Source organism: Candidatus Poriferisocius sp. (assembly GCF_965204145.1).
Classification (GTDB): domain Bacteria; phylum Actinomycetota; class Acidimicrobiia; order Acidimicrobiales; family Bin134; genus Poriferisocius.
Map to the genome: position 1 here is coordinate 1024975 of NZ_OZ241977.1, position 26589 is coordinate 1051563.

General features: G+C 63.7%; 22 protein-coding genes. 12 read left to right on the forward strand and 10 right to left on the reverse strand.

Annotation, left to right across the window (positions count from 1 at the left end):
* Positions 1-20: 20 nt before the first annotated feature.
* Positions 21-3296, forward strand: a complete 3276-nt coding sequence (locus ACOGI7_RS04575) for a helicase-related protein (RefSeq protein ID WP_419850734.1) — start codon at positions 21-23, stop codon at positions 3294-3296.
* Positions 3297-3374: 78 nt separating this feature from the next.
* Here ACOGI7_RS04575 and ACOGI7_RS04580 read toward each other — a convergent pair whose 3' ends face one another.
* From ACOGI7_RS04580 to ACOGI7_RS04590, 3 genes are all read right to left on the reverse strand, one after another.
* Complete coding sequence (locus ACOGI7_RS04580; RefSeq protein ID WP_419850735.1) at positions 3375-4871, reverse strand: fibronectin type III domain-containing protein; 1497 nt, start codon at positions 4869-4871, stop codon at positions 3375-3377.
* Between the two features lie 148 nt (positions 4872-5019).
* Positions 5020-5424 carry a type II toxin-antitoxin system VapC family toxin gene (locus tag ACOGI7_RS04585; RefSeq protein ID WP_419850736.1) on the reverse strand — a complete coding sequence of 135 codons (405 nt, stop codon included), beginning with the start codon at positions 5422-5424 and terminating at the stop codon, positions 5020-5022.
* Positions 5425-5429: 5 nt separating this feature from the next.
* Complete coding sequence (locus tag ACOGI7_RS04590; RefSeq protein ID WP_419850737.1) at positions 5430-5660, reverse strand: FitA-like ribbon-helix-helix domain-containing protein; 231 nt, start codon at positions 5658-5660, stop codon at positions 5430-5432.
* A 242-nt stretch (positions 5661-5902) separates the two neighbouring features.
* Here ACOGI7_RS04590 and ACOGI7_RS04595 point away from each other — a divergent pair, with 242 nt between their 5' ends.
* From ACOGI7_RS04595 to ACOGI7_RS04605, 3 genes are read left to right on the forward strand one after another with little or no spacing between them, the layout of a single operon-like run.
* The gene (locus tag ACOGI7_RS04595; protein ID WP_419850738.1) at positions 5903-7618 is read left to right on the forward strand and encodes an ABC transporter substrate-binding protein; all 1716 of its coding nucleotides are present in this window, start codon (positions 5903-5905) and stop codon (positions 7616-7618) included.
* A gap of 12 nt (positions 7619-7630) precedes the next feature.
* The gene (locus ACOGI7_RS04600; protein WP_419850739.1) at positions 7631-8437 is read left to right on the forward strand and encodes an SDR family NAD(P)-dependent oxidoreductase; all 807 of its coding nucleotides are present in this window, start codon (positions 7631-7633) and stop codon (positions 8435-8437) included.
* A 23-nt stretch (positions 8438-8460) separates the two neighbouring features.
* Positions 8461-10428 (forward strand): ABC transporter substrate-binding protein, encoded by a 1968-nt coding sequence (locus tag ACOGI7_RS04605; RefSeq protein WP_419850740.1) that lies wholly within the window; start codon positions 8461-8463, stop codon positions 10426-10428.
* 33 nt (positions 10429-10461) lie between these two features.
* Here the strand turns inward: ACOGI7_RS04605 and glpX are convergent, their stop codons facing one another.
* Entirely contained in the window at positions 10462-11421 is a 960-nt protein-coding gene (gene glpX / locus ACOGI7_RS04610; RefSeq protein ID WP_419851462.1) for a class II fructose-bisphosphatase, read from the reverse strand.
* Positions 11422-11552: 131 nt separating this feature from the next.
* Between glpX and ACOGI7_RS04615 the strand changes: the two genes are divergently transcribed.
* Together ACOGI7_RS04615 and ACOGI7_RS04620 are read left to right on the forward strand one after the other, a co-directional pair.
* A complete protein-coding gene (locus ACOGI7_RS04615) occupies positions 11553-12368 on the forward strand; it encodes a hypothetical protein (RefSeq protein WP_419850741.1) in 816 nt (271 codons plus the stop codon).
* Complete coding sequence (locus ACOGI7_RS04620) at positions 12368-12937, forward strand: alpha/beta family hydrolase (RefSeq protein WP_419850742.1); 570 nt, start codon at positions 12368-12370, stop codon at positions 12935-12937. Before ACOGI7_RS04615 ends, ACOGI7_RS04620 begins: the two co-directional genes overlap by 1 nt.
* Here the strand turns inward: ACOGI7_RS04620 and ACOGI7_RS04625 are convergent.
* A complete protein-coding gene (locus ACOGI7_RS04625) occupies positions 12934-14445 on the reverse strand; it encodes an MFS transporter (protein WP_419850743.1) in 1512 nt (503 codons plus the stop codon). The genes ACOGI7_RS04620 and ACOGI7_RS04625 overlap by 4 nt on opposite strands.
* 79 nt (positions 14446-14524) lie before the next feature.
* Between ACOGI7_RS04625 and murA the strand changes: the two genes are divergently transcribed.
* The 3 genes from murA to ACOGI7_RS04640 all read left to right on the forward strand — a co-directional run bounded on the left by murA (position 14525) and on the right by ACOGI7_RS04640 (position 16945).
* Positions 14525-15802 carry a UDP-N-acetylglucosamine 1-carboxyvinyltransferase gene (murA, locus tag ACOGI7_RS04630; RefSeq protein WP_419850744.1) on the forward strand — a complete coding sequence of 426 codons (1278 nt, stop codon included), beginning with the start codon at positions 14525-14527 and terminating at the stop codon, positions 15800-15802.
* 177 nt (positions 15803-15979) lie between these two features.
* A complete protein-coding gene (locus ACOGI7_RS04635) occupies positions 15980-16243 on the forward strand; it encodes a NifU family protein (RefSeq protein ID WP_419850745.1) in 264 nt (87 codons plus the stop codon).
* Between the two features lie 15 nt (positions 16244-16258).
* A complete protein-coding gene (locus ACOGI7_RS04640; protein ID WP_419850746.1) occupies positions 16259-16945 on the forward strand; it encodes a rhomboid family intramembrane serine protease in 687 nt (228 codons plus the stop codon).
* A gap of 6 nt (positions 16946-16951) precedes the next feature.
* Here the strand turns inward: ACOGI7_RS04640 and ACOGI7_RS04645 are convergent, their stop codons facing one another.
* Positions 16952-17383 carry an SRPBCC family protein gene (locus ACOGI7_RS04645; RefSeq protein ID WP_419850747.1) on the reverse strand — a complete coding sequence of 144 codons (432 nt, stop codon included), beginning with the start codon at positions 17381-17383 and terminating at the stop codon, positions 16952-16954.
* 54 nt (positions 17384-17437) lie between these two features.
* On the opposite strand from ACOGI7_RS04645, the gene ACOGI7_RS04650 reads away from it, so the two are divergent.
* From ACOGI7_RS04650 to mnmA, 3 genes are read left to right on the forward strand one after another with little or no spacing between them, the layout of a single operon-like run.
* Complete coding sequence (locus tag ACOGI7_RS04650) at positions 17438-18094, forward strand: DsbA family protein (protein WP_419850748.1); 657 nt, start codon at positions 17438-17440, stop codon at positions 18092-18094.
* Positions 18095-18115: 21 nt separating this feature from the next.
* Positions 18116-19258: a cysteine desulfurase family protein gene (locus ACOGI7_RS04655; RefSeq protein ID WP_419850749.1), complete on the forward strand. Its 1143-nt coding sequence runs from the start codon at positions 18116-18118 to the stop codon at positions 19256-19258.
* Between the two features lie 3 nt (positions 19259-19261).
* Positions 19262-20290, forward strand: coding sequence for a tRNA 2-thiouridine(34) synthase MnmA (mnmA, locus tag ACOGI7_RS04660; protein ID WP_419850750.1), 1029 nt, complete (start codon positions 19262-19264; stop codon positions 20288-20290).
* A 41-nt stretch (positions 20291-20331) separates the two neighbouring features.
* Here mnmA and ACOGI7_RS04665 read toward each other — a convergent pair whose 3' ends face one another.
* From ACOGI7_RS04665 to ligA, 4 genes are read right to left on the reverse strand one after another with little or no spacing between them, the layout of a single operon-like run.
* Positions 20332-21291, reverse strand: coding sequence for an NAD(P)-dependent oxidoreductase (locus tag ACOGI7_RS04665; protein ID WP_419850751.1), 960 nt, complete (start codon positions 21289-21291; stop codon positions 20332-20334).
* Positions 21292-21301: 10 nt separating this feature from the next.
* The gene (locus ACOGI7_RS04670) at positions 21302-21943 is read right to left on the reverse strand and encodes an HAD family hydrolase (protein WP_419850752.1); all 642 of its coding nucleotides are present in this window, start codon (positions 21941-21943) and stop codon (positions 21302-21304) included.
* A 17-nt stretch (positions 21944-21960) separates the two neighbouring features.
* Positions 21961-24531, reverse strand: coding sequence for a hypothetical protein (locus ACOGI7_RS04675; RefSeq protein WP_419850753.1), 2571 nt, complete (start codon positions 24529-24531; stop codon positions 21961-21963).
* On the reverse strand, positions 24528-26561 hold the full coding sequence (gene ligA / locus ACOGI7_RS04680; RefSeq protein ID WP_419850754.1) for an NAD-dependent DNA ligase LigA: 2034 nt from the start codon (positions 26559-26561) through the stop codon (positions 24528-24530). Before ligA ends, ACOGI7_RS04675 begins: the two co-directional genes overlap by 4 nt.
* Between the last annotated feature and the right edge of the window lie 28 nt (positions 26562-26589).

A 26589-nucleotide genomic window follows, 5' to 3' on the forward strand; every position in this document is an offset into this window, starting at 1 on the left:
CGCAAATGGAAGCGGCGCTTGTGGCTACGTTGGCAACTTCTCGGTCTTTGGACGCGGCGGTGGGGTACTTCAATTTGCGGGGTTGGGGGCTGATTGCTGATCGGGTAGCCGCCTTGCGGGGGGAATCGGGTCGGGATGCGGGCAAGAAGACGCGGCTGTTGGTGGGAATGACCGAGAATCCCCAGGAGGAGATGCGCCGCCTGGTGAGCACTATGCCCTCTTCTGAGCCCGACAGCGAGATGGCAGGGAAGCGGATGGACAGCACGGTGGAAGAGTTCCGGTCTCAGCTTCAGGTGGGTCTTCCCACTCCAAGTGATGAGGCTGCGCTGCGGACGCTGAGGCACCAGATCGAAAGCGGCGACGTGGATGTGCGCTTGTATCTGCGCGATCGGCTCCACGCCAAGCTGTATTTGGCCCACCGAGAGGATGTGCCCGTTCCCCGCATCGGCTATGTGGGATCGTCCAACCTCACTCGGGCGGGCCTGCGTGAGCAGGGCGAGTTGAACGTGGACGTGACCGACACCGACTCCACTAAGAAGTTGGCCGACTGGTTTGCCGAACGGTGGGACGACCCGTTCACGGTGCCGGTCAACCCCGAACTAGTGGCGTTGTTGGACGAGTCTTGGGCTGCCGAGGCGCCGCTTGATCCTTATCTGGTGTATCTGAAGATGGCCTATCACCTTTCCAGTGAGGCCCGGGAGGGGCTGATCCAATTCGGTCTGCCCGCGTCGATGGCTCGCGAATTGCTGAAATTCCAAGAGGCCGCGGTCAAGATCGCGGCCCGAATCGTGACCGAGCGGGGCGGGGTGATGATCGGCGACGTGGTAGGTCTGGGCAAGACCATGGTCGCAACTGCTATCGCCCGACTACTCCAAGAGGACAAGGGGTGGGAGACGCTGGTTGTGTGTCCTAAGAACTTGGTACCCATGTGGGAGGCGTACATGAGGAAGTACCGGCTCCACGGCGAGGTGATGTCGCTGTCGATGGTCACCAGGGACCTGGAGCGGCTTCCACGGCATCGGCTGGTGGTAGTGGACGAGTCGCACAACCTCCGCAATCCCAAACGCAAAGACCACGAGGCCTTGCGTCGGTATATCTCCGATAACGACTCCGCGGCCGTGTTGTTGTCGGCCACTCCCTACAACAAGAGCTTGGAAGACCTGGACGGGCAGCTCTCGCTGTTCCTGGACGATGCTACGGAGTTGAGCGTCCGCCCCGAGCAGGCCATCAGGGCGATTGGAGAGGATGAGTTCTCCATTCGCTGCGAGGGGCGCATGGCATCGCTGGCCGCGTTCCGGCAGTCGGAGTATTCCGAGGACTGGCAGTCCCTGATGTCGCAGTACATGGTGCGCCGCACCCGGCGGTTCATCGAGGACAACTACGCCCGCTCCGACCGCTCGGGTCGTAAGTACCTCACCTTTGGTGACAAGAGCAGGTTCTATTTCCCCGAGCGGCTGGCCCGACCCATCGAGCGAGCGGTGGCCGAGGGCGACCCGGTGGCCCAGATGCTCTCGGACGAAACTCTGGACGCAGTGAGGTCGCTCCGCCTGCCCCGCTACGCCATATACGACCACCTGATCTCAGATGCCCTTGCCGCTGCGGCCGACGACGCCGAGCGGGAACTCATCGCCGACCTGTTGCGTTCAGGCCACGGAAGTGTGGCGGGGTTCAATCGGGTGATGATGTTCAAGCGGCTGTCGTCGTCCGGTCCGGCATTCTTGGCCACTCTCCGCCGCCACCGTCTGCGCGACCAGGCGACCCTCCACGCCGTCGAAAATGAGATGCCAGTGCCGGTGGGCTCGGTGGACAAAGCGGTGTGGGCTGGTCGGGCCGTTGTCGGGGAAGACGAAGGAGACGACGGTATGTTCGGCGACCAGGACATCGACATCTCACCGGGGGATGCCTACGCCCGGTTGGCCGCCAAGAACCCCAAGCCGGTGCGGTGGCTGCGAGCCGAGTGTCTCAAGAATGAGTTTGCTTCCCATTTGGAGCACGACATCGCCGTGATCGATCAGATGCTGGCCCGATTTGGGCGGTGGGAGCAGGCCGCCGACGGCAAGATCGATGTACTGGCTCGATTGATATTGGAGGACCATGCCGACGAGAAGGTACTGGTGTTCACCGAGTATTCCGATACGGCCAACTATGTGACCCGGTCGTTGCGCCAGCGGGGGGTGGAAGGTGTGGAGGTGGTGACCGGTGAGACCGGCGCGGCTACGGAATTGGCCCGGAAGTTCTCACCAGGGTCCCACCCGTTCGGGCTTCGCGAGGGAGAGGGGGAGTTGCGGGTACTGGTGTCCACCGACGTGCTGTCTGAGGGTCAGAACCTTCAGGATGCGCGCATCGTGGTGAACTACGACCTTCCGTGGGCCATCGTAAAACTGGTGCAGCGGGCGGGCAGGGTGGATCGAATCGGGCAGGAGTCCCAGACTGTGTTGCTGTACTCGCTGATGCCCGCCGATTCGTTGGAGTCGGAGATTGAATTGCGAGAGCGCATCCGCGAGCGGTTGGGGGAGAACGCCAAGCTCTTGGGCTCCGACGAGCAGTTTTTTGGCGACGAACGAGAGCGGGAGGTGGTCGCCGGCCTCTACGACGAGCACTCCGAGTGGGACTTGGGGGGCTACGAAGATGTGGACCCGGTATCAATGGCCTACGAGATCTGGCGGACTGCTGAGCAGCGCCACCCCGAAATAACCAAGAGGGTGGAGTCCATGCCCGACGTGGTCTACGCCACCCAGTTGGCTGAGCCTGACAACGGAGAAGGGGAATCTCGCTCGCCGGGGGTAGTGGTCCATTCGCAGACCGTGACCGGATCGGACGCGTTCGCCTTCGTGCGCCACAGCGGGGAGGCCCACCGGATCAGCCCCCAAGAAGCCCTCCGGCTGGCCCGCTGTGAGCCCGACACCCCGGCACGCCCGCCCCAGGATGACCATCACGACATGGTGGCCGCCGCCTTTGATGGCCCATTGACCGCACCACCGGAGAAGACCGCAGTAGTGCCAACCGGAGTGCGGGGCCAGTGCTACAACAAGCTGAAAGCCCATGCCTCCCACTCCCAGCTCAATCTGCTGGTGTCTGAAGGCGATTTGAACGCCGCGCTGGAGGACTTGCGCCGGTTTCCCCTGCTCCCCACCACCATGCAGACCCTCTCTGGTGCCCTAAGGGAGCGGTCGCTGGCTGACTTGGCCGATCTGATCGTCAAACTCCACAAAGACAACCTGCTTTGCGCCTATCCCGATACCGATTTTGCCCGCCGCGAGCCTCGGGTGATCTGCTCGATGGGGTTCGTGCAATGAGCCCTACACCGTCAGCTGAGCGCGCAGGCAGCCTGCGAGTCGCAGGTCAGGAGCAAGTCCGGCACTTGTCCATTTCAGTCACCCACCGGGGTGTACTGGTTTGAAGTAGCAAGCGCTGTCGCCCTCATACTGGGCGCCGTCGGGCAAACATTGACCCGCTGGTGGTGGCGTCAGGAATGATCTCCGAAATATCCAGTATTCCTCGGTGTCGTCGGTTGGGGGCTGGGCAGGACGCGTTGAGTCGGTTGGGGGCTGGGCAGGACGCGTTGAGTCGGTTGGGGTTTGGGGTCGAGGTGGCACGCCCCCTGTTCTTGTCCGGGTGCTTGCAGTCTGTTGGTCTGCCTGTCCTGAGGACCCGGACGAGTAGTAGACGTCGATACCGAACGAGTGGTGGCTGTCGAGGAGGTTGATTTTGGTGCCTCGCACTGCCACGCCCGGCGCGGTGGTGCTGGCGGTCAAAATGATGGTCTCGGTGGATTCGGTCACGCTCCGTCCCCGTCCCTCGGGCCGGTCGGTCCACTGCCAGGTCAAAATGATGGTCTCGGTGGATTCGGTCACGCTGTCAAGCCGCGGATGGAGACGGGCGCTGCTGGACGTGCTGTTGCCGGGCTCGATGGTGATGATTTGCGGGACCAGGGTGAAGTCGCGTCCCTCCTCAGCAGTGGAGGAGGGGTGGACAGCCAGCGTGATGGGCACCTCGGCTGGGCTGGCGACGACACTAGCGTGCAGACGGGCGTATACGGTTGCGCTGCCCATGCCCTCCCTGATGAAGCGGGGGCTTTTCAGCTGGGCGGTGTGCAGGAGGCTGACCTCGACGGCATCGCCATCTGCCCAGGCCAGGCCGCTGGCAGGCCAGTGGTGGCTGCCGATGTCAGGAGCGTCGCAGGCCTCTGCGACCGGCTTGCAGGGGTTGGAGTCGACTAGGTGGAAATCCCGGTGTTTCTGGGCCGAGGCAACGCGCAGCGTTACCCAGCTCGTGGGCAGGCGGGCGTCGAACTTTACCCTCAGTTCCCCGTCGGGTTTGAGGATGAGCTCATTGACGGTGGACTCGGTGCCCCGGTCAAAGAAGGAGTCGTTGGAAAGCGCCGATGAGCAGGCCGCCGCGGCCGACCCCTGGCAGCCGGCGCCCTCGGCTGACTCGGTGACCGTCAGCATGGCAGACCAGATCGGTTTCTCCGTCGACGGTGCAAGGGGGTCGTGGGGGATGCCCGACGCGACCGAGCTGTGGCCTGTGGCGCTCGTGCTTTGCGCGTTGAGGTTGATCGTGTACGCGACGCCGTTTTTCAGGCCAGTGATCGTATGGCTCCAATAGTGGGTGCCGTCGGTATCGCTGATCGCCTCGCTGCCGACCTTGGTGCCGAGGTCTGACGTTTGGTACCAAGCGAGGTTGTAGCCGACCGGGGTCCCGGTGCCCCACGTCTCCGGGGGCGTCCAGACCACCGTCAAAGCCCCGTCGCCGGGCGCTACCTGCCATATCGTGGGCAGCCCCGGCAGCGTGCTGGTCTGTGCGGCGGCAACCTCCCCCCCCCCCTGGGAGCAGCGCCAGTCCTGCCACCGCGAGCGCTGTGGCGGCACCCAGCGCCACCCTTCGGAGATACTGCCTTCGACACCCCCGGGATGTTTGCGAAGACCTTGAGCTCATCGAAGACTCCCGCAATTGAACATATTGAACATGCTGAACATTATTCACAAGTGCAACATGAATCAAAAGCGGTGAATCAGGCTAGGAGCTGATCTCGTGCTGCCCGATGATGTCGATTTGGCAGCGGGGCCCCGGTGCCTTGGCCAGTTTGATGTCGGCGGTTAGGAGGGGACAGTCGAGCGTTTCAGCGAGGGCTACATAGGCGGCGTCGTAAGGGGTGAGATTGGAGCGAAGCTCGTAGGCGCGAGCCATGAGCGGCAGGGTTGGGTAGTGGGCAACATCCAGAGCGGCCAGGTTTGCGATGGCTTCGCGCATGTTCTGGTCACTCAATTGTCCCCGTTGCCACCACTGGCGGAGCACGGATACGACTTCCACATTCATGAGGTCAGGGGCGGCGAGGTCGGGGTCTGCCAGCAGTGCGGCCCGCGCTCGGTCGCCATCGGATGAATTGTCGGCGAGGGCGTTGACCGCCACCGACGCATCCACCACTATCAACGCTGCTGGCGTTCTTCGGCCAGATACTCGACGGCCTCGGCGAGACCGATCCGTCCGCCGCTCTGCCGCCTGGCCCGTTCCAGAACATCTTGGACTGATGGCCGCTCGGCTAGCCGCTGCAATTCTGCCACTAGGAACTGTTGGAGTGACTTGCCCTCGCGGGCCGCGCGCTGCTGGAGCAGCGTGTGCGTCTCGTCGGGGAGGTTGCGGACCAGCACATTTGCCATGCTTGCATTATGATATCAAAAAGCGGCACTCTGCAACCCGTGTCGTGCGAGAAGGCCGCTGAGCCGCCACTGCAATGGATGGAGTTCGGCCAGACGCTAGCTTGGCGGGGGTGAATTCATCAGTTTTGGGTCGTAAGAGGATGCTCGGAACAGCACGGCGATGCTTGGCTGTCTTTGCGCTTGTTGCGATTCTCGCTGGTTGCAATGACGATTCTGGGCCGGCTGACTCTGAGTCTGCTCCATTGACCACCCAGGAGATCGTAGAAGGGCTTCGTCACAACGCCGCTGAGTTCTCCTATGAGATCGGCGCCCACGGAGGCACTCTCACCACAGCAACGATCTCCAAGCCGCTCACCTTCAATCTGGCCTTGGCCGTTGAGGGCGGCTCATCGGGCGCGCTGTCGTACTTGTTCGAGGGCCTTACCCAGACTTCATGGCTGGACGACGCGGTCGAGCCGCTGCTGGCGCAGTCGTGGGAGCGCTCCGACGACGGTCTGCGCTGGGTGTTCCATCTGCGCGACGGCGTGCGTTGGCATGACGGCACCCCGTTCACTGCGCACGACGTGGAGTTCACGTTCAACCAGGTCATCTACAACGACGACTTCGAGGCGACGAGTCGAACCATATTCGAGTTCCGACACTTGAACTCAGAATCCGGCGAATGGGAGCAGTCGCCGATGACGGTGACGGCCCTCGACGACCACACTGTCGAGTTCGTGCTGCCTCATCCCTTTGCACCGTTCTTGCGGTCGATGGGAACCGCCATCTACCCCAAGCACATCCTGGAGGGTCCCATCGCCGCGGGCACATTTGAAGAGTTTTGGACCATCGACACCGATCCCATCGAGATAATCGGTACCGGTCCGTTCACCATCGCGGAATATGCGCCCGGAGACAGGATCGTCTACCAGCGAAACCCCGACTACTGGCTCACCGACGACGCCGGCGGGAGACTGCCCTACCTCGACCGGGTGGTGAGGTTGCAAGTTGACGACTTCGCGGAACAGCTTGAGTTGTTCCGCGACGGCGTCACCGACTTCCACGGCGTCCTCGGCGAGGAGTACACGCTGCTGGCTTCAGTGGCCGAGGACGAGGACTTCGCCCTGCACCGACGGGGACCCGGGTTTGGCACGACCTTCCTGGTCTTCAATCAGAATCCAGGCGTGGACGACGCCGGCGAGCCGTATCTCGATCCGGTCAAGCTTCGCTGGTTCCAAAATGTCGCATTCCGGCAGGCCGTCGCCCACACAGTGGACAAAGCGGGCATTGTCGACGGCGTCCTGAACGGCTTGGGGTATCCCCAGTGGTCCTCGATCAGTCCCGCGGCCGGCGACTTCCACAATCCCGAAGTGCGCCGGTACCCCTACGACTTGGACCGGGCAAACGAGATTCTCGACGGGCTGGGCTGGCTGGACACCGACGGCAACGGTATCCGTGAGGATGATTTGGGCAACCCGATCTCTTTCAAGCTCGTCACCAGCGAGGGCAACAGTGTGCGGGTCGGAACGACTCAGATCATCCAGGAGGGGCTGGCTGCTCTGGGCCTGGATGCGCAGGTCGAATTGGTGGACTTCGGCCAGATGGTGTCCCAGCTGAGTTTCACCTTCGACTGGGAAGCCATGGTTTTAGGCCACGGCGGCGGACCAGACCCCTATTCCGGCATCGGGACCTGGCACAGCAGCGGTGAGTACCACGAGTGGTACCCGCACCAGCCCGAGCCTGCCACCGAGTGGGAGGCCCGAGTAGATGAGCTGTACGTGGCGGCGAGTGCGGAACTGGACCACGATCGGCGCGTTCGGCTCTATCAGGAGGCCCAGTCGGTGATTGCCGAGAACGTGCCGATGGTATTCACCACGCTCGGCGAGCGGCTGGGCGCGGTTCGAGACGTGCTCGGCAACTACACGCCGACGCTGTACGGCTTCTGGGATCTGCGCTACCTGTACCGCACCGACCTGTAAAGCCTGTTTGGAATGATTTTGGGAACATCGCGCAAAACCCGGTGGGAACGGGCGCTGGTGACCGGTGCATCGGAGGGGATCGGGCGGGCCATAGCCCAGCAGCTGGCCGCTGCGGGGGTGGACTTGGTGTTGGTAGCCCGTAGCGGCGACCGGCTAGAGGAACTGGCTGCTGAGTTGCAGGCCAGCGGGGGGCAATTGGACGTTGAGGTGATGGAGGCCGACTTGTGCGATCCAGAGGGATTGGCCGCCGTGGAGAAGCGGGTCGTCTCCGAGGAGGTGTCCATCGATCTGCTGGTGAACAACGCCGGCTTGGGGTACGAGGGGCCGCTTTACGCCCAAGACGGAGCTGAGGTTTCGGAGACCATCGGGGTGAACGTTGTGGCACTGACGCGGCTCACCCATGCTGCTCTGAGAACGATGGCCGATCGGGGCCGAGGCCAGGTGATCCTGGTGTCGTCGATGGCCTCGCTCCAGGGCATGCCCACAACCGCGGTGTACTCGGCTACCAAGGCATTCATCACCAGCCTGGGTGAAGCCCTCTACGAAGAGCACAAGGGCACGGGGGTGACGGTCACCACCGTGTTGCCGGGGCTGACCCGCACCGAGTTCCACGAGCGGGGTCGGTGGGATCTGGACAAGTGGCCTTCGGTGGGATGGCAAGACGCCGATGAGGTGGCCGCCGAGGCGCTGCGCACCGCGGCTCGATCCCGGCCCGAGGTTGTGACTGGCTGGCACAACAAGGTGTTAGCCTTGCTTTCCAGTAAGTCCCCGCGGCGTCTGCGGCGGTCCATAATCGGATGGGCCGCCCGCCGCAACTAGCCATTCCCGTAAGGACCATTGGAATGAACCGCAAACGGTGGCTTGGTGTACTGCTCGTGCTCGCCTTTGCCTTCGCCTGCTCGAACGATGATTCGGCACCCACTTCGTCGACGCCGGAGGCAACCGTCGCTCCGGACACGGATCGTGTTGAGCCAGATGACGCCGTCCCGACTGCTGTCCCGAGCGATGACAGCGAGGCAATCGACCCGGTGGGCGAGTCAGCTCTAGAGCAACTCCGTCGTCGCATGGCGGCGGCGGCTCAGTTCGGGGGACTTGTTCCCTCCATGGTCATCGTGGAGGAACTGCACCGGAATGCCGAGGGGTTCTCCTATGAGATCGGCGATCATGGCGGCACGCTCACGGTGGCGACGATCTCCGAGCCCCTCACGCTCAACCTTGCGCTAGCGAGGGATGCCGGATCGTCAGGCGTGCTCGGGTACCTGTTCGAGGGACTCACCCAGACCTCGTGGCTGGATGATGAGATCGAACCGCTGCTGGCATCTTCGTGGGAGCGCTCCAACGACGGCCTGCGCTGGGTGTTCCATCTGCGCGACGACGTGCAGTGGCACGACGGCACCCCGTTCACCGCCTACGACGTGGAGTTCACGTTCAACCGGGTCATCTACAACGACGACTTCCAAGCGGCGAGCCGAGCAGCCTTCGAGTTCCGGTCCCTGAATGACGAGACCGGCCAGTGGGAGCAGTCGCAGATGACGGTGACGGCCCTGGATGACCACACCGTGGAGTTCGTCCTCCCGCAGCCGTTCGCGCCGTTCCTGCGCTCAATGGGCACCGCCATCTACCCCAAGCACATTGTCGAGGGTCCTATCGAGGCGGGCGCCTTCACGGAGTTTTGGGGCATCGACACTGATCCCACCGAGATAATCGGCACCGGCCCGTTCACCATCGGGGAGTACACACCCGGCGAGCGCTTCGTCTTCGAGCGAAACCCCTCCTACTGGCTCACCGACGACGCTGGCGGGCAACTGCCCTATCTCGACCGAGTAGTGCGGCTGATCGTGGAGGACTTGGAGGCCGAACTCGCGCTGTTCCGCGACGGCACCACCGACATTCACGGCGTTTTGGGTGAGGAGTTCGCATTGCTCGACCCGGTGGCCGAGGCGGAGAACTTCACCCTGCATCGCCGCGGCCCCGGGTTCGGCACCAATTTCTTGGCGTTCAATCAGAACCCCGGATCGAACGATGCCGGCGAGCCGTATGTCGATCCGGTTCAACTCCACTGGTTCCAGAACGTGGCATTTCGACAGGCCGTTGCCCACTCCATGGACAAGAACGCCATGATCGAAAGCGTTCAGCATGGTCTGGGCTACCCCCAATGGTCGTCGGTGAGCCCGGCGTCCGGCGACTTTCACAATCCCGAAGTGCGCCGATACCCCTACGACTTGGACCGTGCCAACGAGATTCTCGACGAGATGGGCTGGGTTGACACCGACGGCGACGGCATCCGCGAGGACGATGAGGGCAACCCCATCTCGTTCACGATGGTCACCAACGAGGGGAACAGCGTGCGCGCCGACATCACCGGCATCATTCACGAGGGGATGACGGCAATCGGCCTCGACGTTGATTTCCGCATCGTGGACTTCGGTGCCATGGTGGCCCAGCTCACCGCCACCTACGACTGGCAGGCCATGGTGTTGGGGCTGACCGGCAGTCCCGACCCCTTCGGCGGAATGACTGTGTGGCACAGCGGCGAAGACCTGCACCTTTGGCATCCGAATCAGCCCGAGCCCGCCACGGAGTGGGAGGCCGAGATCGACGAGCTGTACATCGCTGGCAGCAAAGAGCTCGACCACGAGCAGCGCGTGCAGCACTACTGGGATGCGCAGGCGATTGTCGCCGAGAATGTGCCGCTCATCTACACCACACAGTCCGAGCGTTTGGGAGCGGTTCGCAACGTGTTCGGCAATACCACCCCGACGCTGTACGGCTACTGGGATCTGCGCTACCTGTACCGCACTGATCAGTAGTCGACGAACCCTGCCGCCTCCTGGGACGGACGGCTAGCCGAACTCTATAGCCGAGAAACTGTTCAGCTTGTCCAGCTGGTGGTCGGCGGTGACGAGGCGGACGGTGCCCGACTTCGACCGCATGACCAGCGACTGAGTGCTGGCGTGGTTCTTGTAGTAGTGGACGCCCTTGAGCAGTTCACCGTCGGTGATCCCGGTGGCGGCGAAGAAGCAGTTGTCGCCTTGAACCAAGTCGTCGGCAGTGAGCACCTTGGTCACATCCCGGCCCAGTTTCTCGGCCTCCTTGCGCTCCCCGTCGTTGCGGGGCCAAAGCCGCCCGAGTTGTTCACCGCCCATGCATTTGAGGGCGGCCGCAGAGATGACGCCCTCGGGGGTTCCCCCGATGCCGAACAGTATGTCGGCCCCTGAGTCGGGCCAGGCGGTGGAGATGGCCCCGGCCACATCGCCGTCGGGGATGAGCCGAATGCGGGCGCCGGCATCGCGCACTTCGGCAATCAGCTCCGAGTGGCGGTCGCGGTCGAGGATCACTGCGGTCACATCCCGCACGGGCTCGCTCTTGGCCTCGGCCACCAGCTCGAGGTTGCGAGTGGGCGAGTTGTCCATCGAGATGCCGTAGCCGATGCACTCGGGGCCGTAGGCGATCTTCTCCATGTACACGCAGGGTCCGGGGTTGAACATGGTCCCCCGGTCGGACACCGCGATCACCGAGAGGGCGTTGCCCCGGCCCAGCGAAGTAAGCGTGGTGCCGTCGATGGGGTCGACCGCGATGTCGCATTCGGGAGGCGTCCCATCGCCGATCAACTCCCCGTTGAAGAGCATGGGGGCTTCGTCCTTCTCACCCTCGCCGATCACCACGATCCCGTCCATCGGCACGGTCCGCAGCAGCACTCGCATGGCCTCGACGGCGGCATCGTCGGCCCCTTCTTTGTCGCCTCGGCCCATCCATCGGGAGGCGGCCAGCGCGGCGACTTCGGTCACTCGGACCAGCTCCATCGCCAGGTTGCGGTCGGGTGTCTCGGGCGATGCGTTCACGTTGCCCAACCGTAGCGCTACCCACCGCCGACTTCATGTTTCCAGCACCTTGATGCTGCGACGATGCGACCAGGTGGATGTGGTCTGAAACCATGTTCGGCATGGTTTGGTGCTTCCAATGCGGTGCGCCCTACGACGAGGACGTGTCGGAGTGCGCGGAGTGCGGTGTGGCCACCTTTCCCTCGCCGCCGCAGCCGGCCGAGGAGGTGGGCGGCCCCGACGAAGAGCAGCTCGCCTACGAGTTCCACGAATGGGCCTATGATGCCCGCAACGGTCTGGAGGCCGAGCTGCGGGCCCTCGGGCTGGAGCACGCCTGGCTGGGCCCGACGCTGATCGTGTGCGAGGCCGACGAGGAGGCGGTAGACCAGGCGGTGGAGGGGGTGCTGCGGGCCCGACTTCCCAGACTCGACAAGAGCAAGCCCGCGGTGGTGTACGAGCTTGGGGACTACGACGACGCCCACAAGGCCGACATTCTGAGCGAGCTGTTGACCGAGGGCATCGCCCACGAGGTGGACTACGCCGGCAACCTGGAGGTCGGCGAGGCCGACGAGGAGGCGGTAGACGCGTTGTTCGACCGCTTGGCCAGCGCAGTGGCCCAGCGCCAGTTCGGTCCGGGACTGCCGGGAGTGGAGCCCTATGAGGTGCTGGAGGCGCTGTTCTTTTCCGCCGACCGGCTTCGTCGCAACACCTCCGACAGCAAGGCGGTGGAGGACTTCGCGATCTCCCACGACCAGGTGGTGCAGCTCAGCCTTCCGTGGGGATACGACGCCGATTTCTGGCGGTCGATGCTGGACGCCGCCGATGAGCTGCGGGAGGCCCTGGTGGCCGGACCCGATCCCATCGAGGGCGATGCGGCCGCGGAGCAAGCCGCGGAAGCGTTGCGGGAATTGCTGCGCCGGTATATGTAATGGGTTTCCGCACCGTCGAAGGTCTGGTGCTGACCCACGGCGCGGGCGGTGATCGCGATCAGCACACCCTGGTGGCCATCGCCGAGGCACTGGACCCGTTGCCGGTGGAGCGCATCAACTTCCCCTATCGAAACCAGGGGCGCCGGCCCCCCGACCGGGCCCCCAAGCTGCTGGCCTTCCTCAGCGAGGAGATTCCGGCCATCGCCGCCCGTCTGGGAACCGATTCGGGGCGCCTGGTGCTAGGAGGCCGGTCGATGGGCGGGAGGATGTGCTCCATGGCGGTGGCCGATGGGATGCCCGCCGCCGGCCTGGTGCTGTTGAGCTATCCGCTGCACCCGCCGAAGAAGCCCGAGAACCTGCGGATCCAGCATTTCGGTTCTGTCGACGTGCCCTGCCTGTTCATCTCCGGCGACCGAGACCCCTTCGGCAGTCCCGAGGAGTTCGGCGCCCATCTGCCCGCCATCAACGGCCCGGTGACCACTGTGTGGCTTGAAGGCGAGGGCCACGACCCGAAAAAGGCCGATGCTGACATTGTGACCGCAGTTTCAGGCTGGCTGGAGAGCCTCTAGGCGTCTTCGGGGTTGAGCTCCTCCAGTGATCGTCTGGTGGTCTCGGGGTAGAAGAGGAGCACCAGGACCCCCACCAATAGCGGTCCGGCGAGAAGGATCGAGAACGCGGTGCCGTAGCCCCAGGCCTCTATCATGTACCCCCCGGCCACCAGGCCGACCATGCTTCCCGACACCCCGGCCACGCCGAGCAGGCCATTGGACTGCGCCCGGCGCATGGTGCCGAACATCTCGGCTCGGTATACCCCCAGAGCCGGAACGGTGGAGGAAGTCATGAGCGCGCCCACGGCGATCAAGACCCACATCGGCCAACCGGCCTGGGTGAAGTGCCACAAAACGAACAGGGCCCCGCCGCTCACGCCCACTGCGGCGATCATCCGCCGACCCCGCAGATCGGCCAATTTGCCGGCAATGAGCATGCCAGGGCCTGCTGTCCAGGTTGTGAGCAGGGTGAACACCGCGATCTTGGTGGCGCTGAAGTCTCGCTGCTCGTTGAGGAACTCGTTCTGCAATTGAGATGCCGGGGCAGAGAAGACCAGAACAGCGAAGGAGGTCACCGCCAAGATGATCAGGCGGAAGCGATACTGCTTCGGCGGCCGGATGCGCGGCTGTCGCCGGGCCGTTTCAAAGCGCAGGGATTCGGGAAGCCGACGGGCTACGAACACCAGCAAGGGCAGACCGGCCAGCGCGGCGACAAAGGAGAAGCGCCATCCCGACGCGCTGAGGTCGGCAAAGGGCACCGACCCCACCGCCAGGCCTGAGCCCAGACCGGCAGCCAGCGCCAGCATGGAGGCCACAAAGGCCCTTGAACTGGCCGGCGCCTCCTCGAGGGCGAACACGAAGATGAGCAGGGCCATGGCATGGGACAGGCCGCGGGACACTGCCTGGACAGTGGCCATGGTGGCCAGATTGGGGACCAAAGAGGTGGCGGCCGCCGCCAAGATCGAACCGGCGGCGGCGTAGAGAAGTGTGCGCCGACGCCCTTTGCGGTCGCCGAGGGCGGCAACCGCCAATGTGATCAGAATGCTGAGGCGGACCAGCGAGAGGGCGAGCCCTTGCGCTGACTCGCCTACCTCGAACTCATCGGCTGCGAAGGTGATGGTCTGGCCGAGCAGGGTGCCCAGGAACCCGGCGGCAACGGCCAGGGTGGCCAGCAGGGCCACCACTCGAGCCTGTCGTTCCGTGAATCGGTCGGGGGGATGCCACCAGGGCCAATCTCGTCCTCGGCGCAGGGCCCGTCCGTAGGGGATGGTGAACAGCACCCACCACACCGGAATGGCCAGTCGAAAGTCGAACTTCTCGGTGATCAGCACCTGATCGCCGTCGAGCGGCTCGGCGGCGACCGTGCGCCGGTAGTGCTCGACCGGCCCCTCGGCTGCGGTGAAGACGGCTTCGCCCTCGGCCCGCTCCAAGACGATGTCGGAGCGGGGGGACAGAAGGCCGTCGGGGCCGTTCAGAACGCCTTCGGCGGCGTCGGCGCTCAGGACGCGACGAGAGATCACTTGGGGCATGTATTGGAGGGCATTCTACTTTTGGGTCACCTGCGCCCCATGTCCACACTGAAGGGAGCGCGGGCACCATACTTGTCAGGTGGAGCCCGCCAAGCAGAAGGATCGCATCGAGGTGCGGGCCCGCGGTCCTCTGGAGGGCCCGGTGGTCATAGGCGGGGCCAAGAACTCGGTGCTCAAGCTCATGGCTGCCTGTTTGCTCACCGAGGGGACGTTCGTCATCCGAAATGTGCCCGACATTGAGGATGTGGCGGTGATGGCCGATGTGCTGAGGGCCATGGGAGTCTCGGTCAGCCGTTCGGCCGACGTTCTCACCATCGAACGCCCCGAGGCCATAACCCCCGACGCCCCCTATGCGCTGACCGACCAGCTTCGGGCATCCACCGCGGTGCTGGGGCCGCTGTTGGGGGGTATCGGACACGCCCGGGTGGCCCTTCCCGGTGGCGATGATTTCGGCCCCCGGCCAATCGACATGCACATCGCCGGGCTGGAGGCCATCGGCTGCCGGTTCGAGATTTCCGGTGGGGACGTCCACGCCACCGCCGACAACTTGGTGGGCAATTCGGTGTTGTTGGAGTTCCCCAGTGTGGGGGCCACCGAGAACGTGATGATGGCCGCGGTTCGGGCCAAAGGCACCACGGTGATCGACAATGCCGCCCGGGAGCCGGAGATCGCCGATCTGGCCGGATTCTTGAACCACATGGGCGGCCAGGTGACCGGAGCGGGAACTTCCACCATCGTGGTGGAAGGAGTGGAGGAGCTGTACCCGGTGGAGCACACTGCGGTGAGCGATCGGATTGAGGCGGCCACGTTCATGGCTGCTTTGGGGGTGGCCGGCGGGGAGATCACCTTGGTGGGGGCTCGACCCGACCACATGGCAATGTTGTGCCGCAAGCTCGGGGAGATGGGAGTGCGGACCTCATCTGACCCCGATGGGATATGGGCCATGTGCACCGGTCGGCTTCGGTCGGCTGACGTCTCCACGCTGCCCTATCCCGGTCTGCCCACCGACTGCAAGCCGCTGCTGGTGGCCATGTTGTCGGTGGCCGAGGGAGTGGGGATCGTGACCGAGAACCTGTTCTCGGGCCGGTTCCGCTATGTGGACGAGCTGTTGCGCATGGGCGCCGATATCCGCACCGAGGGCCACCACGCGGTGATCCGGGGGGTGGAACGCCTCAGCGGCGCGCCGGTGCGGGCGTCCGACATCCGGGCGGGGGCTGCTCTGGTGGTAGCCGGGCTGGCCGCCGACGGTGTGACTGTGGTGTCCGATCCCCACCACATCGACCGGGGCTATGAGAACTTCGCCGGCAAGCTCAGCGCGCTTGGGGCCGACGTCCGCCGCGAGAGGCCCGACGGTTAGCCAGATACAGCAAACCGGCCAACAGGGCCAACGGTGCGGCCACCAAGAGGATCTCATCCCAACCTCCCTGGTGGGCCAGCACTTCCATGAGTTGGAGTCTGCCAGACGACCGCGGGATTGAGGGAAGAGATCGGCGGGAAGGTTGGCGAATCGGGATTTGGTTGAGACAATGGGGGCGTGGAAGACGCCGTCGCCCAGGTGATCGAGGCCATCCGCCCCGCGGTGCAGGCCGACGATGGGGACATCTATCTGCGCGGGGTGGACGAGGACACCGGGGTGGTCACCGTGGAGTTGACGGGCGCCTGTGTGAGCTGTCCGGCGTCGACCGTGACGCTGAAGGCGGGGGTGGAGCGGATCCTCAAGGACCGGGTGGAAGGGGTCACCGAGGTGGTGAATGTGGGCCAGAACCTGTTGAGTGACGGCTCACCGGTGGGCTTGTAGCTGCACACTCCGAGCATGATCCCGCAGCGAACCGACACCTGGTACATCAGCTATGGGTTGATCGCCGCCAACGTGGCGGTGTTCATCGTCGGTATGGCAATGGGGGACAGTCTCAGCGGCCGGGGCAGCGTCGATGGCCTCGTCTTCGATGCCGCGACCTGGGGCGCTGCCATCGACTTCTCCAACGAATGGTGGAGGGTGTTCACCGGCGGTTTCCTACACCACGGCTTATTCCATCTCGCGGTGAACATGTACTCGCTTTATGTATTGGGTCTGGTCCTGGAGAGATCGCTGGGAAGAATCCCGTTCGCCGCGGTGTATTTCTCCTCGCTGGTCAGCGGGTCGTTCGGAGCGTTGGTCGAGGCGCCAAACTCGCTGATTGCCGGGGCGTCAGGGGCCATCTTCGGACTGATGGGCGCTTATGTCGCCCTGTCGCTGACCCAAGGGGTGGGACTATTCCAGACCCCGATAGGGCTGATTCTTGTTATCAACCTGGTGATCAGCTTCACCGTCCGGTCGATCTCGCTGGGCGGCCATATCGGCGGTCTCATCGGTGGGTTTCTCGTGGGGGCGGCTGCCGCGTATGCCATCCGCCGGCAGCAATACCCCACGGCCTTCCCCGTGGTCACCGCCTTCGCGGTGGCTGCCGGATCGTTTCTTGGCTCCTTGTGGGCTGCAACCCGCTGGACTGAAACGCTGTAGACGGGGCTAGAACTGACTGCGCAGCGTGCGCAGGTTGCGGCGCCATACCCACTCGAGAATGCGGGCACCGACTATGTCGCCCACCAGGCCCCCCATCCACCAGGGGAATTGCAGTTCCTCGGTCCAGCAGAACTCTGTGCGATCGGTGCCCGCCGGGATAAGGGTGAAGCGCCCTTCCCCGGTGACCAGTCCGGTGTGGCGCACGCCGATGGCCTTCTGATCGACCCATTCGGTGACCACCATTGCATCGTTGAGGCGAAGGGGGCCGACCTTGGTGAGGCATTCGAAGGCGGTGCCCACCCCCTCGGTCTGAGTTCCTCGAAAGGAGATCGACTCGGCGTCGGCCATCCACTCGGTGTGAGAGTCGATACGGCGCACGTACTCCCACACAGCGTCCAAGGGCGCTTCGATGGTGGTAGAAACCCTGATCCTGGCCACAACCTGAGTCTAAAGCGACTCGTGGGTCTTGCTGGAGGGCCGTAGGATTGGAGGATGCCCGATGCCGACATCGAGTTCTTCTGGGATCCGATCTGCCCGTTCGCCTGGCTCACTTCTCGGTGGGTGACCGATGTCGCTCGCCAGCGCGACTACGAAGTGGACTGGCGGCTGATCTGCCTGTCGATCCTCAACGAGGACAGCGACTACGAGAACTTCCCCGAGGGCTACCAGGAGCTGCACCACAAGGGCCGGCGCATGCTGCGGGTAGCCCAGGCGGTTCGCGACCAGCATGGCGCAGCCGCGGCCGGCGAGCTGTACACCGCCTATGGGACCACTATCTGGAATCCAGATGCGGACATTCGCTCGGAGATGGGAGAAGTGGCCTCAGACCAGCATCTGAAGGCCGCATTGGAGCGAGCTGGCCTATCTGGTGAGCTTGCCGACCGGGCTGAGGACGAGTCGCTGGATGATGCCCTGCGAGAGTCCACCATGGAGGCGCTGAGCCGCACCGGCCGGGACGTGGGCACCCCGATCATCACCTTCCACCACAACGGGGGGGCCACGTCGTTCTTCGGGCCGGTGGTGAGCCAGATTCCACCGGAGGAGGAGGCCGTGCGCCTGTGGGATGCAGTGGTGACCCTGGCCGAGTGGCCGTCATTTGCCGAGCTCAAGCGCTCCAAGCGCGACGACCTGGTGTTCCCCAAGGTATAGAGGGAAGCGGGAGGATCGGCGATGGCCCCCGAGAGGATTGCCTACCTCGACAACGCGGCCTCAACCCCGCTGTGTACCGAGGCAGTGGAAGCGATGGCGCCATTGCACCGGGAGTTGTATGCCAACCCGACCGGGGCGCATCGCATGGCTCGCGACACCCGCCGCTGCATTGACGATGCCCGCGATGTGATGGCTGAGGCTCTGGGCTCGGCGCCCGGAGAGATCGTGTTCACCGGCGGGGGTACCGAGGGCGACAATCTGGCAGTGGTCGGACGGCATATGCAGGTGGGCGGGGTGACGGTGTGCTCGGCCATCGAGCACCACGCAGTGCTGGAGCCGGTGGAGCATCTGGGGGGCCGCGTAGTGTCGGTTGACGCCACCGGGGTCATTGACCTCGACGCGCTGGCCGCGGCCCTCGACGACAGCGTCACCGTGGTGTCGGTGATGCTGGCCAACAACGAGACCGGCATGGTCCAGCCTTTGGGGCAGGTGGCCGAAGTGGTCCGCTCGTCGGCCTCCAGTGCCGTACTCCACACCGATGCGGTCCAGGCCTTCCCTTGGTTGGACGTGGCTTCGCTGGCGGCTGATGCCGATCTGATCTCGGTCAGCGCCCACAAATTCGGCGGTCCTAAGGGGGTGGGCGCGCTGGTAGTACGCGACGGGGTGGAGCTGTCTCCGTTGATGCTGGGGGGTGGCCAGGAGCGAGGGCTGCGTTCCGGCACCCACAACGCGGCGGGCATCGCGGGCATGGCTGCGGCTACCGAGGTTGTGCTGAAAAGCCGGTCTGAGCAGGTAGTCCGGCTGGCCGGGTTGCGGGACCGGCTGGTGGACGGGATTCTGGCTGCGGTGCCAGACACGGTGGAGACGGGAGCGCGGTCGGGCAAAGTGGCCGGGTCGGCCCACCTGTGCTTCGAGGGCATCGAGTCAGAAGCGCTGTTGTTCTTGCTGGAAGATGCCGGGGTGTACGCATCGGCGGCCTCGTCCTGCTCTAGCGGGGCGCAGGATCCGTCCCACGTGCTGGCCGCCATGGGCTACGACCGAATGCTGGCCGGGGGATCGCTGCGGCTTTCGCTGGGCTATGAGACCGCTGATGTCGATATCGATCAGGCGTTGGCAGTCATTCCCGATGCGGTGGCCCGGCTCCGGGACTACGAGACGGGCTGAGAGATGCGGGTATTGGCGGCCATGTCGGGGGGTGTGGACTCCTCGGTGGCTGCCGCCATGCTGGCCGAGCAGGGACACGATGTGGTGGGCGTGACCCTCAAGCTTTGGGGAGGGGAATCGGATACCGGCTGCTGCTCGGTGTCGGATGTGGAGGACGCCCGTCGGGTGGCCGACTGCTTGGGGTTGCAGCACCACGTGTTCAACTTCGGCGACGCCTTCGACCAGCGAGTGGTGACGCCTTACGTGGAGGACCATGCCGTGGGGTTGACGCCCAACCCCTGTATCGAATGCAACCGCCACATCAAGTTCGACAAGCTGATGGTTCGGGCCGAGGCTCTGGGATTTGATGCGGTGGCTACGGGCCATCATGCCCGGCTTGAGGCGGCGGGCGAAGGGTTTCGGGTGCGGCGGGGAGTAGACGCGGCCAAAGACCAGTCCTATGTGCTGTACATGTTGGGCCAGGAGCAGATGGCCCGGATGTTGTTGCCCATCGGCCATCTGACCAAGGCCGAGGTAAGGGAGCGGGCTACTGGTCTGGGCCTGCGGAACTCGGCCAAGCCCGACAGCCAGGACGTGTGCTTCATCGCCAATCGGACCGGGGGACGGCAAGGCTTTCTGTCCCGTCGCTTGGGAGAGTCGCCCGCCACCGTGGTGGACGCCGACGGCACGGAGTTGGGTTCCGTCGAGGCCGTTCAGGCGGTGACCATCGGCCAGCGCCGAGGCCTCAACCTGGGCGGTACCGACGAGCCCCGCTATGTGACCGACGTGGACATCGCCGCGGGCCGGGTGATCGTGGGACGACGCGACGATCTGTATTCCCCGACCCAGGACGTGATCGATATCCAGTGGGCCGATGAGCCCGTCGACGGTCCAGTGGACATCCAGGTGAGCGCACACGGCAAGCCCGCGGTCGGAGTATTAGACCCAGCCGGGAGAATTGACTGGCAAGAGCCCCAGCGCCGGGTGGCGCCCGGCCAAGCGGTGGTCTTCTACCAGGGTGATCTGGTGGTAGGCGGTGCGGTAGCGGCTTGACTGGGATGATTAGCGGCTTTGGCGTCAGATCCGGGCCAGTTCTAGTGATTGGCTCGGCGATCTACCGAAGGGTGGGCGGCCGCAGGATCAAGTAGGTGTTCGGGAGTCCCGTCCCTAAGCCAGATGAGAGCCTGTTCCAACGCCTGGCCTATCAGCCGTACGATGCCTGCGGTGGTGGTTGAAGCCACATGGGGAGTGACAACCACGTTGTCGCGGCCTAGGAGTGGGTGGTCCGGGGGCAGCGGCTCAGGTTCGGTGACATCGAGACCAGCGCCGCCCACATGGCCGGAATCGAGTGCAGCTAGCAGCGCTTCCTGATCCACCAGCGCCCCCCGGGCACAGTTGATGATCACCACGCCGGGGCGCATGGCAGCCAGTGAGTCGGTGTTGACGATGTGTCGGGTCTCCGCGGTGGCCGGGGCATGCAGCGAGACCACATCAGCCGAGGCCCAAAGCTGGTCCAGACCGGCCAGCTCGCCCACGGGCGCAGTATCGAGGTAGGGGTCGTAGACCAGGACGATCATTCCCAACGCTTCGGCGTAGCGCCCCAGACGGCTCCCGATCCGTCCACAGCCCACCAGTCCAAGGGTGCGACCGTCCAGCTCCAGCGCACCGGGGCCAGTGAGTCTGCCAGGTCCGCCGGCGGTGCCAGAGGCCAAGCGCACTTCGGAGCTCTTGAGCCGCTTGGCTACCGCCAGCATCAGCGCCAGTGCGTGCTCAGCAGTAGAGACCGTGGGGGCATCGGGAGTGTTGCAGACGGCCACGCCGTGGGCCGCGCAAGCGGCGACATCCACGTTGTCGTAGCCGATGCCGGAGCGGGCTACCACCTTGAGGTTGGGCAGGCGACGGCAGGCTTCGTCGTCCCACGGCTGGTCGGCGGCCACCACCACGCCGTCGGCGTGCTCTGGGCCGTCAACCAGCTCCACGTCAGGGGGGATCTTGATTTCGGACGGGGGAGTCCGGTCGATCCAGATGCGGACTCTCTTCTCAGGACCACTCATCCTGCGGCCCCTAACCAGTCTCGAGAAGCCGATCAAGATTGGCGAGGGCGATGGAGATGTCGTCTTCGACCAGGATGCCGTGCATGCCGAGTTCTCGGGCGGCGATCACGTTGGGCTCGAAATCGTCCAGAAAGGCGCTCGTTTCCGGGCGGGAAACCTCCAATTGCTGAAGGGCGAGCTGATAGATCCTCGGATCGGGCTTGCGCATGCCCACCGCGCTGGAGTCGATCGCGGCCTCGAAAAGCTCATCGACCGGGATAAGGCCGCGCCACATGTCGCCGAACTCTTTGGCGTTGTTGGTGATGATCGCTTGTCGAATGCCCGCCTCGTTCAACTCCCGGACTTTGGCCACAGCCTTGTCGCGCCGCTCTTCGCTGCTGGTGCCGCTCATGGCCTTGAAGAAGCCCTCGGAGGTGAACCCCTCGACGCCGTCAGCCCGGCAAGCCTCATCGGCCGCCTCCAGTGCCTCGGCCAGGGTGCCCTCGCCCCGCTCCAAGCGGTGCCAGGGATGATCGCCGTCGGCCTCGTACCGTCCGAAGACGTGCTCTAACAGCCGTTCGTTGGTGGTGCCCAGCGAACGGGCATAGTCGTCGAGATAAAACGGCGAGCCAGTGAACACCCCGCCAAAATCCCAAAACACTGCCTTGATCATCAGTCGCTCCCTTAGGTTCAGGCCGAAGCGTATTGGCTGCCCCAGCAGCGGACCGAGCCGTCCTCGCTGAGCGCGCAGGTGTGGTAGTCGCCAGCGGTGATGGCGGTGAAGCTTCCGCGGGGAATGCCATCCAACTGGCCAATCACGGTTCCATCGAAGTCTTGATTCGATCCCCAGCACATGATCGTTCCATCATCTCGAAGGGCGCAGGAGTGGTAATAGCCTGCTGAGATGGCAGTAAAGCTACCTTCAGGGATGTTGTCCAACTGCCCGTGGTGGTTATCGCCCCAGCACTTGATGCCGCCAGCTTCCGGAAGCCCGCAAACATGAAAGCCGCCGGAAGCCAATGCGGTGAAGCGACCCTCGGGAGAGTCGCTTACCTCTCCAAAAGCATCGGAACCCCAGCACAGAACAGTTCCGTCAACGAGCAATCCACAAGCAAATGAATCACCGGCGGCTACCGAGCTGAACTGTTCATCAGGGGCCTTCAAGCCTTCGTGGCCCCAGCACAAAGCTGTGCCGTCTTCTCGAAGCCCGCAGCTGAAGAACAGACCGGAACTGATGGCGGTGAAGCGGCCTTCGGGTGCACCGGTTACGACTCCACGGTCATTGGAGCCCCAGCAAGTGACGGTTCCGTCTTGTCGAATAGCGCAGGTGTGGATGTGGCCGGAGGAGGTTGCCGAGAATCTGCCCGTGGGAGCTATGTCCGAGCCGTGACCTCCAATACCCCAGCATCGGATGGTGCCGTCTTCTCGAATGCCGCAGGTAAGGTCCCTGCCAGCCTCAATGACGGAGAAGGAACCTCCAGGAACACTGAGGCCGGTGTAGTAGTCACCGCCCCAGCACTGGACAGCACCTCGAAGATTCAAGCCGCATGTGTATTCTCCGCCGGCGTCGAACGCTGTGAGCGCTTCGCTCGGAGCGTCGTCGATTGCGCCACTGCCGCTACCCCAGCAAGTGGCAGTACCGGTTTCGCTGAGTCCGCAAACATGCCGCGTCCCTGCGGTAATGGCTGTGAATGGGCCTGGGGGCAGGCCCTCGGGCTCCCAAGATGGACTGCTGTGGCCGTCATCTCGTGCTCCCCAGCACTCGATGCTCCCGTTCATGCGAATTCCGCAGGAGTGATGTGCGCTAGCGGCAACGGCCTTGAAGGTCCCGGATGGGGGAGATGCCTGCCCTTGGTCATTTTGTCCCCAGCATCTGACAGTGCCAATGGTTCTCAGTCCGCAGGCATGGCGGTCGCCAGCCGACAGGAACTCGAACGACCCTGTTGGTGCCCCTGTTTGTCTGTATCTGTTGTCACCCCAACATGCGATGGTCCCCCGAGCGGTTATTCCGCAGGTGTAATGATTGCCGGCGGCGATCGATGCGAATTTCTCGTCAGGCGCATCTATCTGCCCATCGTGGTTGCGCCCCCAGCACTTCACAGTGCCGTCTTCTCGCAACCCGCAGCTATGGAACAAGCCCGCAACGACGGAGGCGAACTCACCCGTAGGGGCACTCAATGGCTCGATGTAGTTGCTACCCCAGCATTCCACAGATTTGTCAATTCGCGTTCCACAAGAATGGAATTCATTTGTTGTTATGCCGGTGAATGAACCGTCGGGAGTTTGCAAGTGTCCGAGGACGCATCGATCGTGTATTGGCCAGCCGAGGTCCTGTAGCTCATCGCATCCCAAGCGGTTTTCTTCAAGAGCGAACCAAGGTGTTGAGGGCATAATGGACGGGTAAGGCGAGGAATGGTCTAAGTCAAACAGCAAGTGCCCCATCTCGTGCGCGGTTGTCAAGGAATGCCATCTCTCGCTGCCGTAAGCTTCTAGAGTAGGAACAACAGCAACGTTTTCGGTGGCGTAACCTGCTGCACCGCCTCCTGGGACAGCGTGCCAGAGAATGAGTATATTCTGAAAGTCTCCTAACTGCGCTACTTCTGATGCGCAAGGGTCATCCTCAATATGCTCTGGGCGGTAGCCGATAACCTGGCGGTCCCAATCTAAGTCTGGCGACACTATTCCACTTGGTGAGAACTCAACTCCGACCATTCCAGACGATTCCCTCAAATAAAAGCCGCCGACAACTCGAGTTAGCCGTTCAGCCTCAGATTGCAGTTTTGCGAGGGTGAATCCAGCGTTTGCGGGGACGCAATAGAAGACGGGGACATCGATCAGTTGTGGAGTGGGTTCTTCGACAGGTTGGGGGGCGCAGCCGCCCGGCACGAGTTGGGTGTCGATGTCGAATCGGCAGCGGTACACGTTGAGCAGCGATTCCTGGTTGGCGATCAGGTTGTCGCGAACCGCGACGTCGTTGTTGGTGGGCGTGCCTGGGAATGTGCCTGGCTCGGTCCGACCTCGGCTGGGCTGGCCGTTGGCACAGCCTCCGGGCACTTGTTGAGTGTCGATGTCGAACATGCAGCGGTAGACGTTGAGCAAGGTCTCCTGATTGGCGATCAGCTGATCACGGACCGTGATGTCTTGGAGGGTTGCCCCGCTGTCCTGCGCCGCCGCGACCGAGCTGCCGAAGGCGACCGCACCAGTGGCAAACAACGCGGCCGCCAAGAGACAGGCCGAGAGCCGTTTCAGTCCCTTGGTCAAGGCAATTCCCCCGTCTCGATGAGCCGCTGGAACTGTGCCTCATCGAGGACCGGGATGCCCAGCTTCTCAGCTTTGTCCAGCTTCGACGTGCCGGGGTTTTCACCCACCACCAGCGCGGTGGTCTTGGACGACACGCTGCTAGGTGACTTGCCGCCCCGGGCCTTGATGGCCGCCCCCACCCCGTCTCGGGTGTACCCCTCCACCCCGCCGGTGACCACAATGGTCATCCCCTCCAAGGTCTGGGGCAGCGCCTCTTCGTCGACGTTGTCAGCATGTCCAGCGAAGTTGAGTCCCGCGGCCCGCAGCTTCTCGATGATCTCTCGGTTGACCTCCGACTGGAAGAACTCGTGCACGCTCTCCGCCATGATCGGCCCGATCCCGTCCACCTCGGCCAACTCCTCAACCGAAGCCTCCATTATCTGGTCCAAAGAACCGAAGGCATCTGCCAGCAACTCACAAGTGGTGTCGCCCAGATGGCGGATGTTGAGCCCCACCAACAGCCGGGCCAAAGACTGCTGCTTGGAAGCCTCGACAGCAGCGGTCAAGTTGGCCACCGAGAGTTCGCCGAACCCCTCGAGCTCGCGGATGCTCTCATAGGGAAGGGCGTAGATGTCGCCCACGTCGGATATGAATCCGAGGTCGATGAACAGGCGAACCCTTTGCTCGCCAAGGTGCTCGATGTCGAGGGCGTTGCGGGCGGCAAAATGCTCGATCCAGCCTCGAAGCTGCTCGGGACACCGGGGGTAGAGGCAATAGTGGGCGGCGTCTCCCTCTTCGCGGATCAACGGCTGTTGGTGGAGACAAGGGCAGACCTCCGGAAACTCCCACTCCGCTGAATCAGGAGCGCGGTCGGCCAGAACAGATCCCAGCACCTCTGGAATCACATCGCCGGCCTTGCGGACCACCACGGTGTCTCCGGGACGGACGTCTTTGGCCTTGACCTGGTCCTCGTTGTGCAAAGTTGCCATTGCAACCGTGGAGCCGCCGACGAACACCGGCTCCAACACTGCAAATGGGGTGGCCTTGCCTTTGCTGCCGATGGAGACGTGGATGTCCAAGAGCTTTGTGGTCCGCTCTTCAGGGGGAAGTTTGTAGGCGATGGCCCAACGGGGCGCCCGACTGGTAGCCCCCAGTCCCTGCTGGAGGTCGAGGCGGTCTACCTTGATGACCGCGCCGTCGATCTCATAAGGCAGGTCATGGCGCATGCCTTCACTGCGCTCCACGAACTCCCATGCCTTGTCAAGCGAGTCCACCGTGGTGGTCTCTGGATTGACCGGCAGGTTGAGGCTGTCTAGGTACTCCAGAGTGGCGCTATGGGTATTCAGAGCAGGGCCTCCCTGAACTTCCCCCACGGAGTAGCACCACATCGACAAGCCCCTGGTGGCGGTGGTCGCCGGATCCTTCTGCCGCAGCGAGCCGGCCGCTGTGTTGCGGGGATTGGCATAGCGGGGCTTGCCCTCGGCCTCTTGCTGAGCGTTCAGAGCTTCAAAGGCAACAAGAGGCATGTAGACCTCCCCCCGCACTTCCAGAACCCTGGGCGCGCCTTCAGGGAGCCGATGGGGTACGGACTTGATGGTGAGAATGTTCGCCGTGATGTCCTCACCCACCCTGCCGTTCCCTCGGGTTGCACCCTGGACTAAAACGCCATTCTCGTAGCGCAGCGACACGGCCAGTCCATCGAACTTGAGCTCGCACACCAGGTCGCCAAGCTCCTCAGTAGCCAGACGACGCTGTGCCCGATCTGCCCATGCAACTAGCTCGCCCCGGTCGAAGGCGTTGTCCAGCGACATCATCGGCACTTGGTGCTCTACTGGCGTGAACAGAGTGGACGGATCAGCACCAACCATTTGAGTGGGGGAGTCGGGTCGGACTAGCTCCGGGTGGGCCGCCTCTAGTTCAACCAGTTCCCGGACCAATTCGTCATATTCGGCATCGGGGACCTCTGGGGCATCGTCGACGTAATAGCGATCATTGTGGTAGCGGATGCGCTCAATCAGATCCGAGATGCGATTCTCGGCTCCCGTCGTCACCTGTTGCACTGTACTGGCGAGCAGGGGG

What these genes read in the sequence shown, in the direction of transcription:
- ACOGI7_RS04590 (WP_419850737.1), bottom strand. Translation starts at nt 5,660, where the DNA reads ATGGCAAATGTGCTGGTCCGCAACCTCCCCGACGAGACGCACACGCTG.
- ACOGI7_RS04600 (WP_419850739.1), top strand. Translation starts at nt 7,631, where the DNA reads ATGATTTTGGGAACATCGCGCAAAACCCGGTGGGAACGGGCGCTGGTG.
- ACOGI7_RS04605 (WP_419850740.1), top strand. Translation starts at nt 8,461, where the DNA reads ATGAACCGCAAACGGTGGCTTGGTGTACTGCTCGTGCTCGCCTTTGCC.
- glpX (WP_419851462.1), bottom strand. Translation starts at nt 11,421, where the DNA reads ATGGAGCTGGTCCGAGTGACCGAAGTCGCCGCGCTGGCCGCCTCCCGA.
- ACOGI7_RS04615 (WP_419850741.1), top strand. Translation starts at nt 11,553, where the DNA reads ATGTTCGGCATGGTTTGGTGCTTCCAATGCGGTGCGCCCTACGACGAG.
- ACOGI7_RS04620 (WP_419850742.1), top strand. Translation starts at nt 12,368, where the DNA reads ATGGGTTTCCGCACCGTCGAAGGTCTGGTGCTGACCCACGGCGCGGGC.
- ACOGI7_RS04625 (WP_419850743.1), bottom strand. Translation starts at nt 14,445, where the DNA reads ATGCCCCAAGTGATCTCTCGTCGCGTCCTGAGCGCCGACGCCGCCGAA.
- ACOGI7_RS04640 (WP_419850746.1), top strand. Translation starts at nt 16,259, where the DNA reads ATGATCCCGCAGCGAACCGACACCTGGTACATCAGCTATGGGTTGATC.
- ACOGI7_RS04650 (WP_419850748.1), top strand. Translation starts at nt 17,438, where the DNA reads ATGCCCGATGCCGACATCGAGTTCTTCTGGGATCCGATCTGCCCGTTC.
- ACOGI7_RS04655 (WP_419850749.1), top strand. Translation starts at nt 18,116, where the DNA reads ATGGCCCCCGAGAGGATTGCCTACCTCGACAACGCGGCCTCAACCCCG.
- mnmA (WP_419850750.1), top strand. Translation starts at nt 19,262, where the DNA reads ATGCGGGTATTGGCGGCCATGTCGGGGGGTGTGGACTCCTCGGTGGCT.
- ACOGI7_RS04665 (WP_419850751.1), bottom strand. Translation starts at nt 21,291, where the DNA reads ATGAGTGGTCCTGAGAAGAGAGTCCGCATCTGGATCGACCGGACTCCC.
- ACOGI7_RS04670 (WP_419850752.1), bottom strand. Translation starts at nt 21,943, where the DNA reads ATGATCAAGGCAGTGTTTTGGGATTTTGGCGGGGTGTTCACTGGCTCG.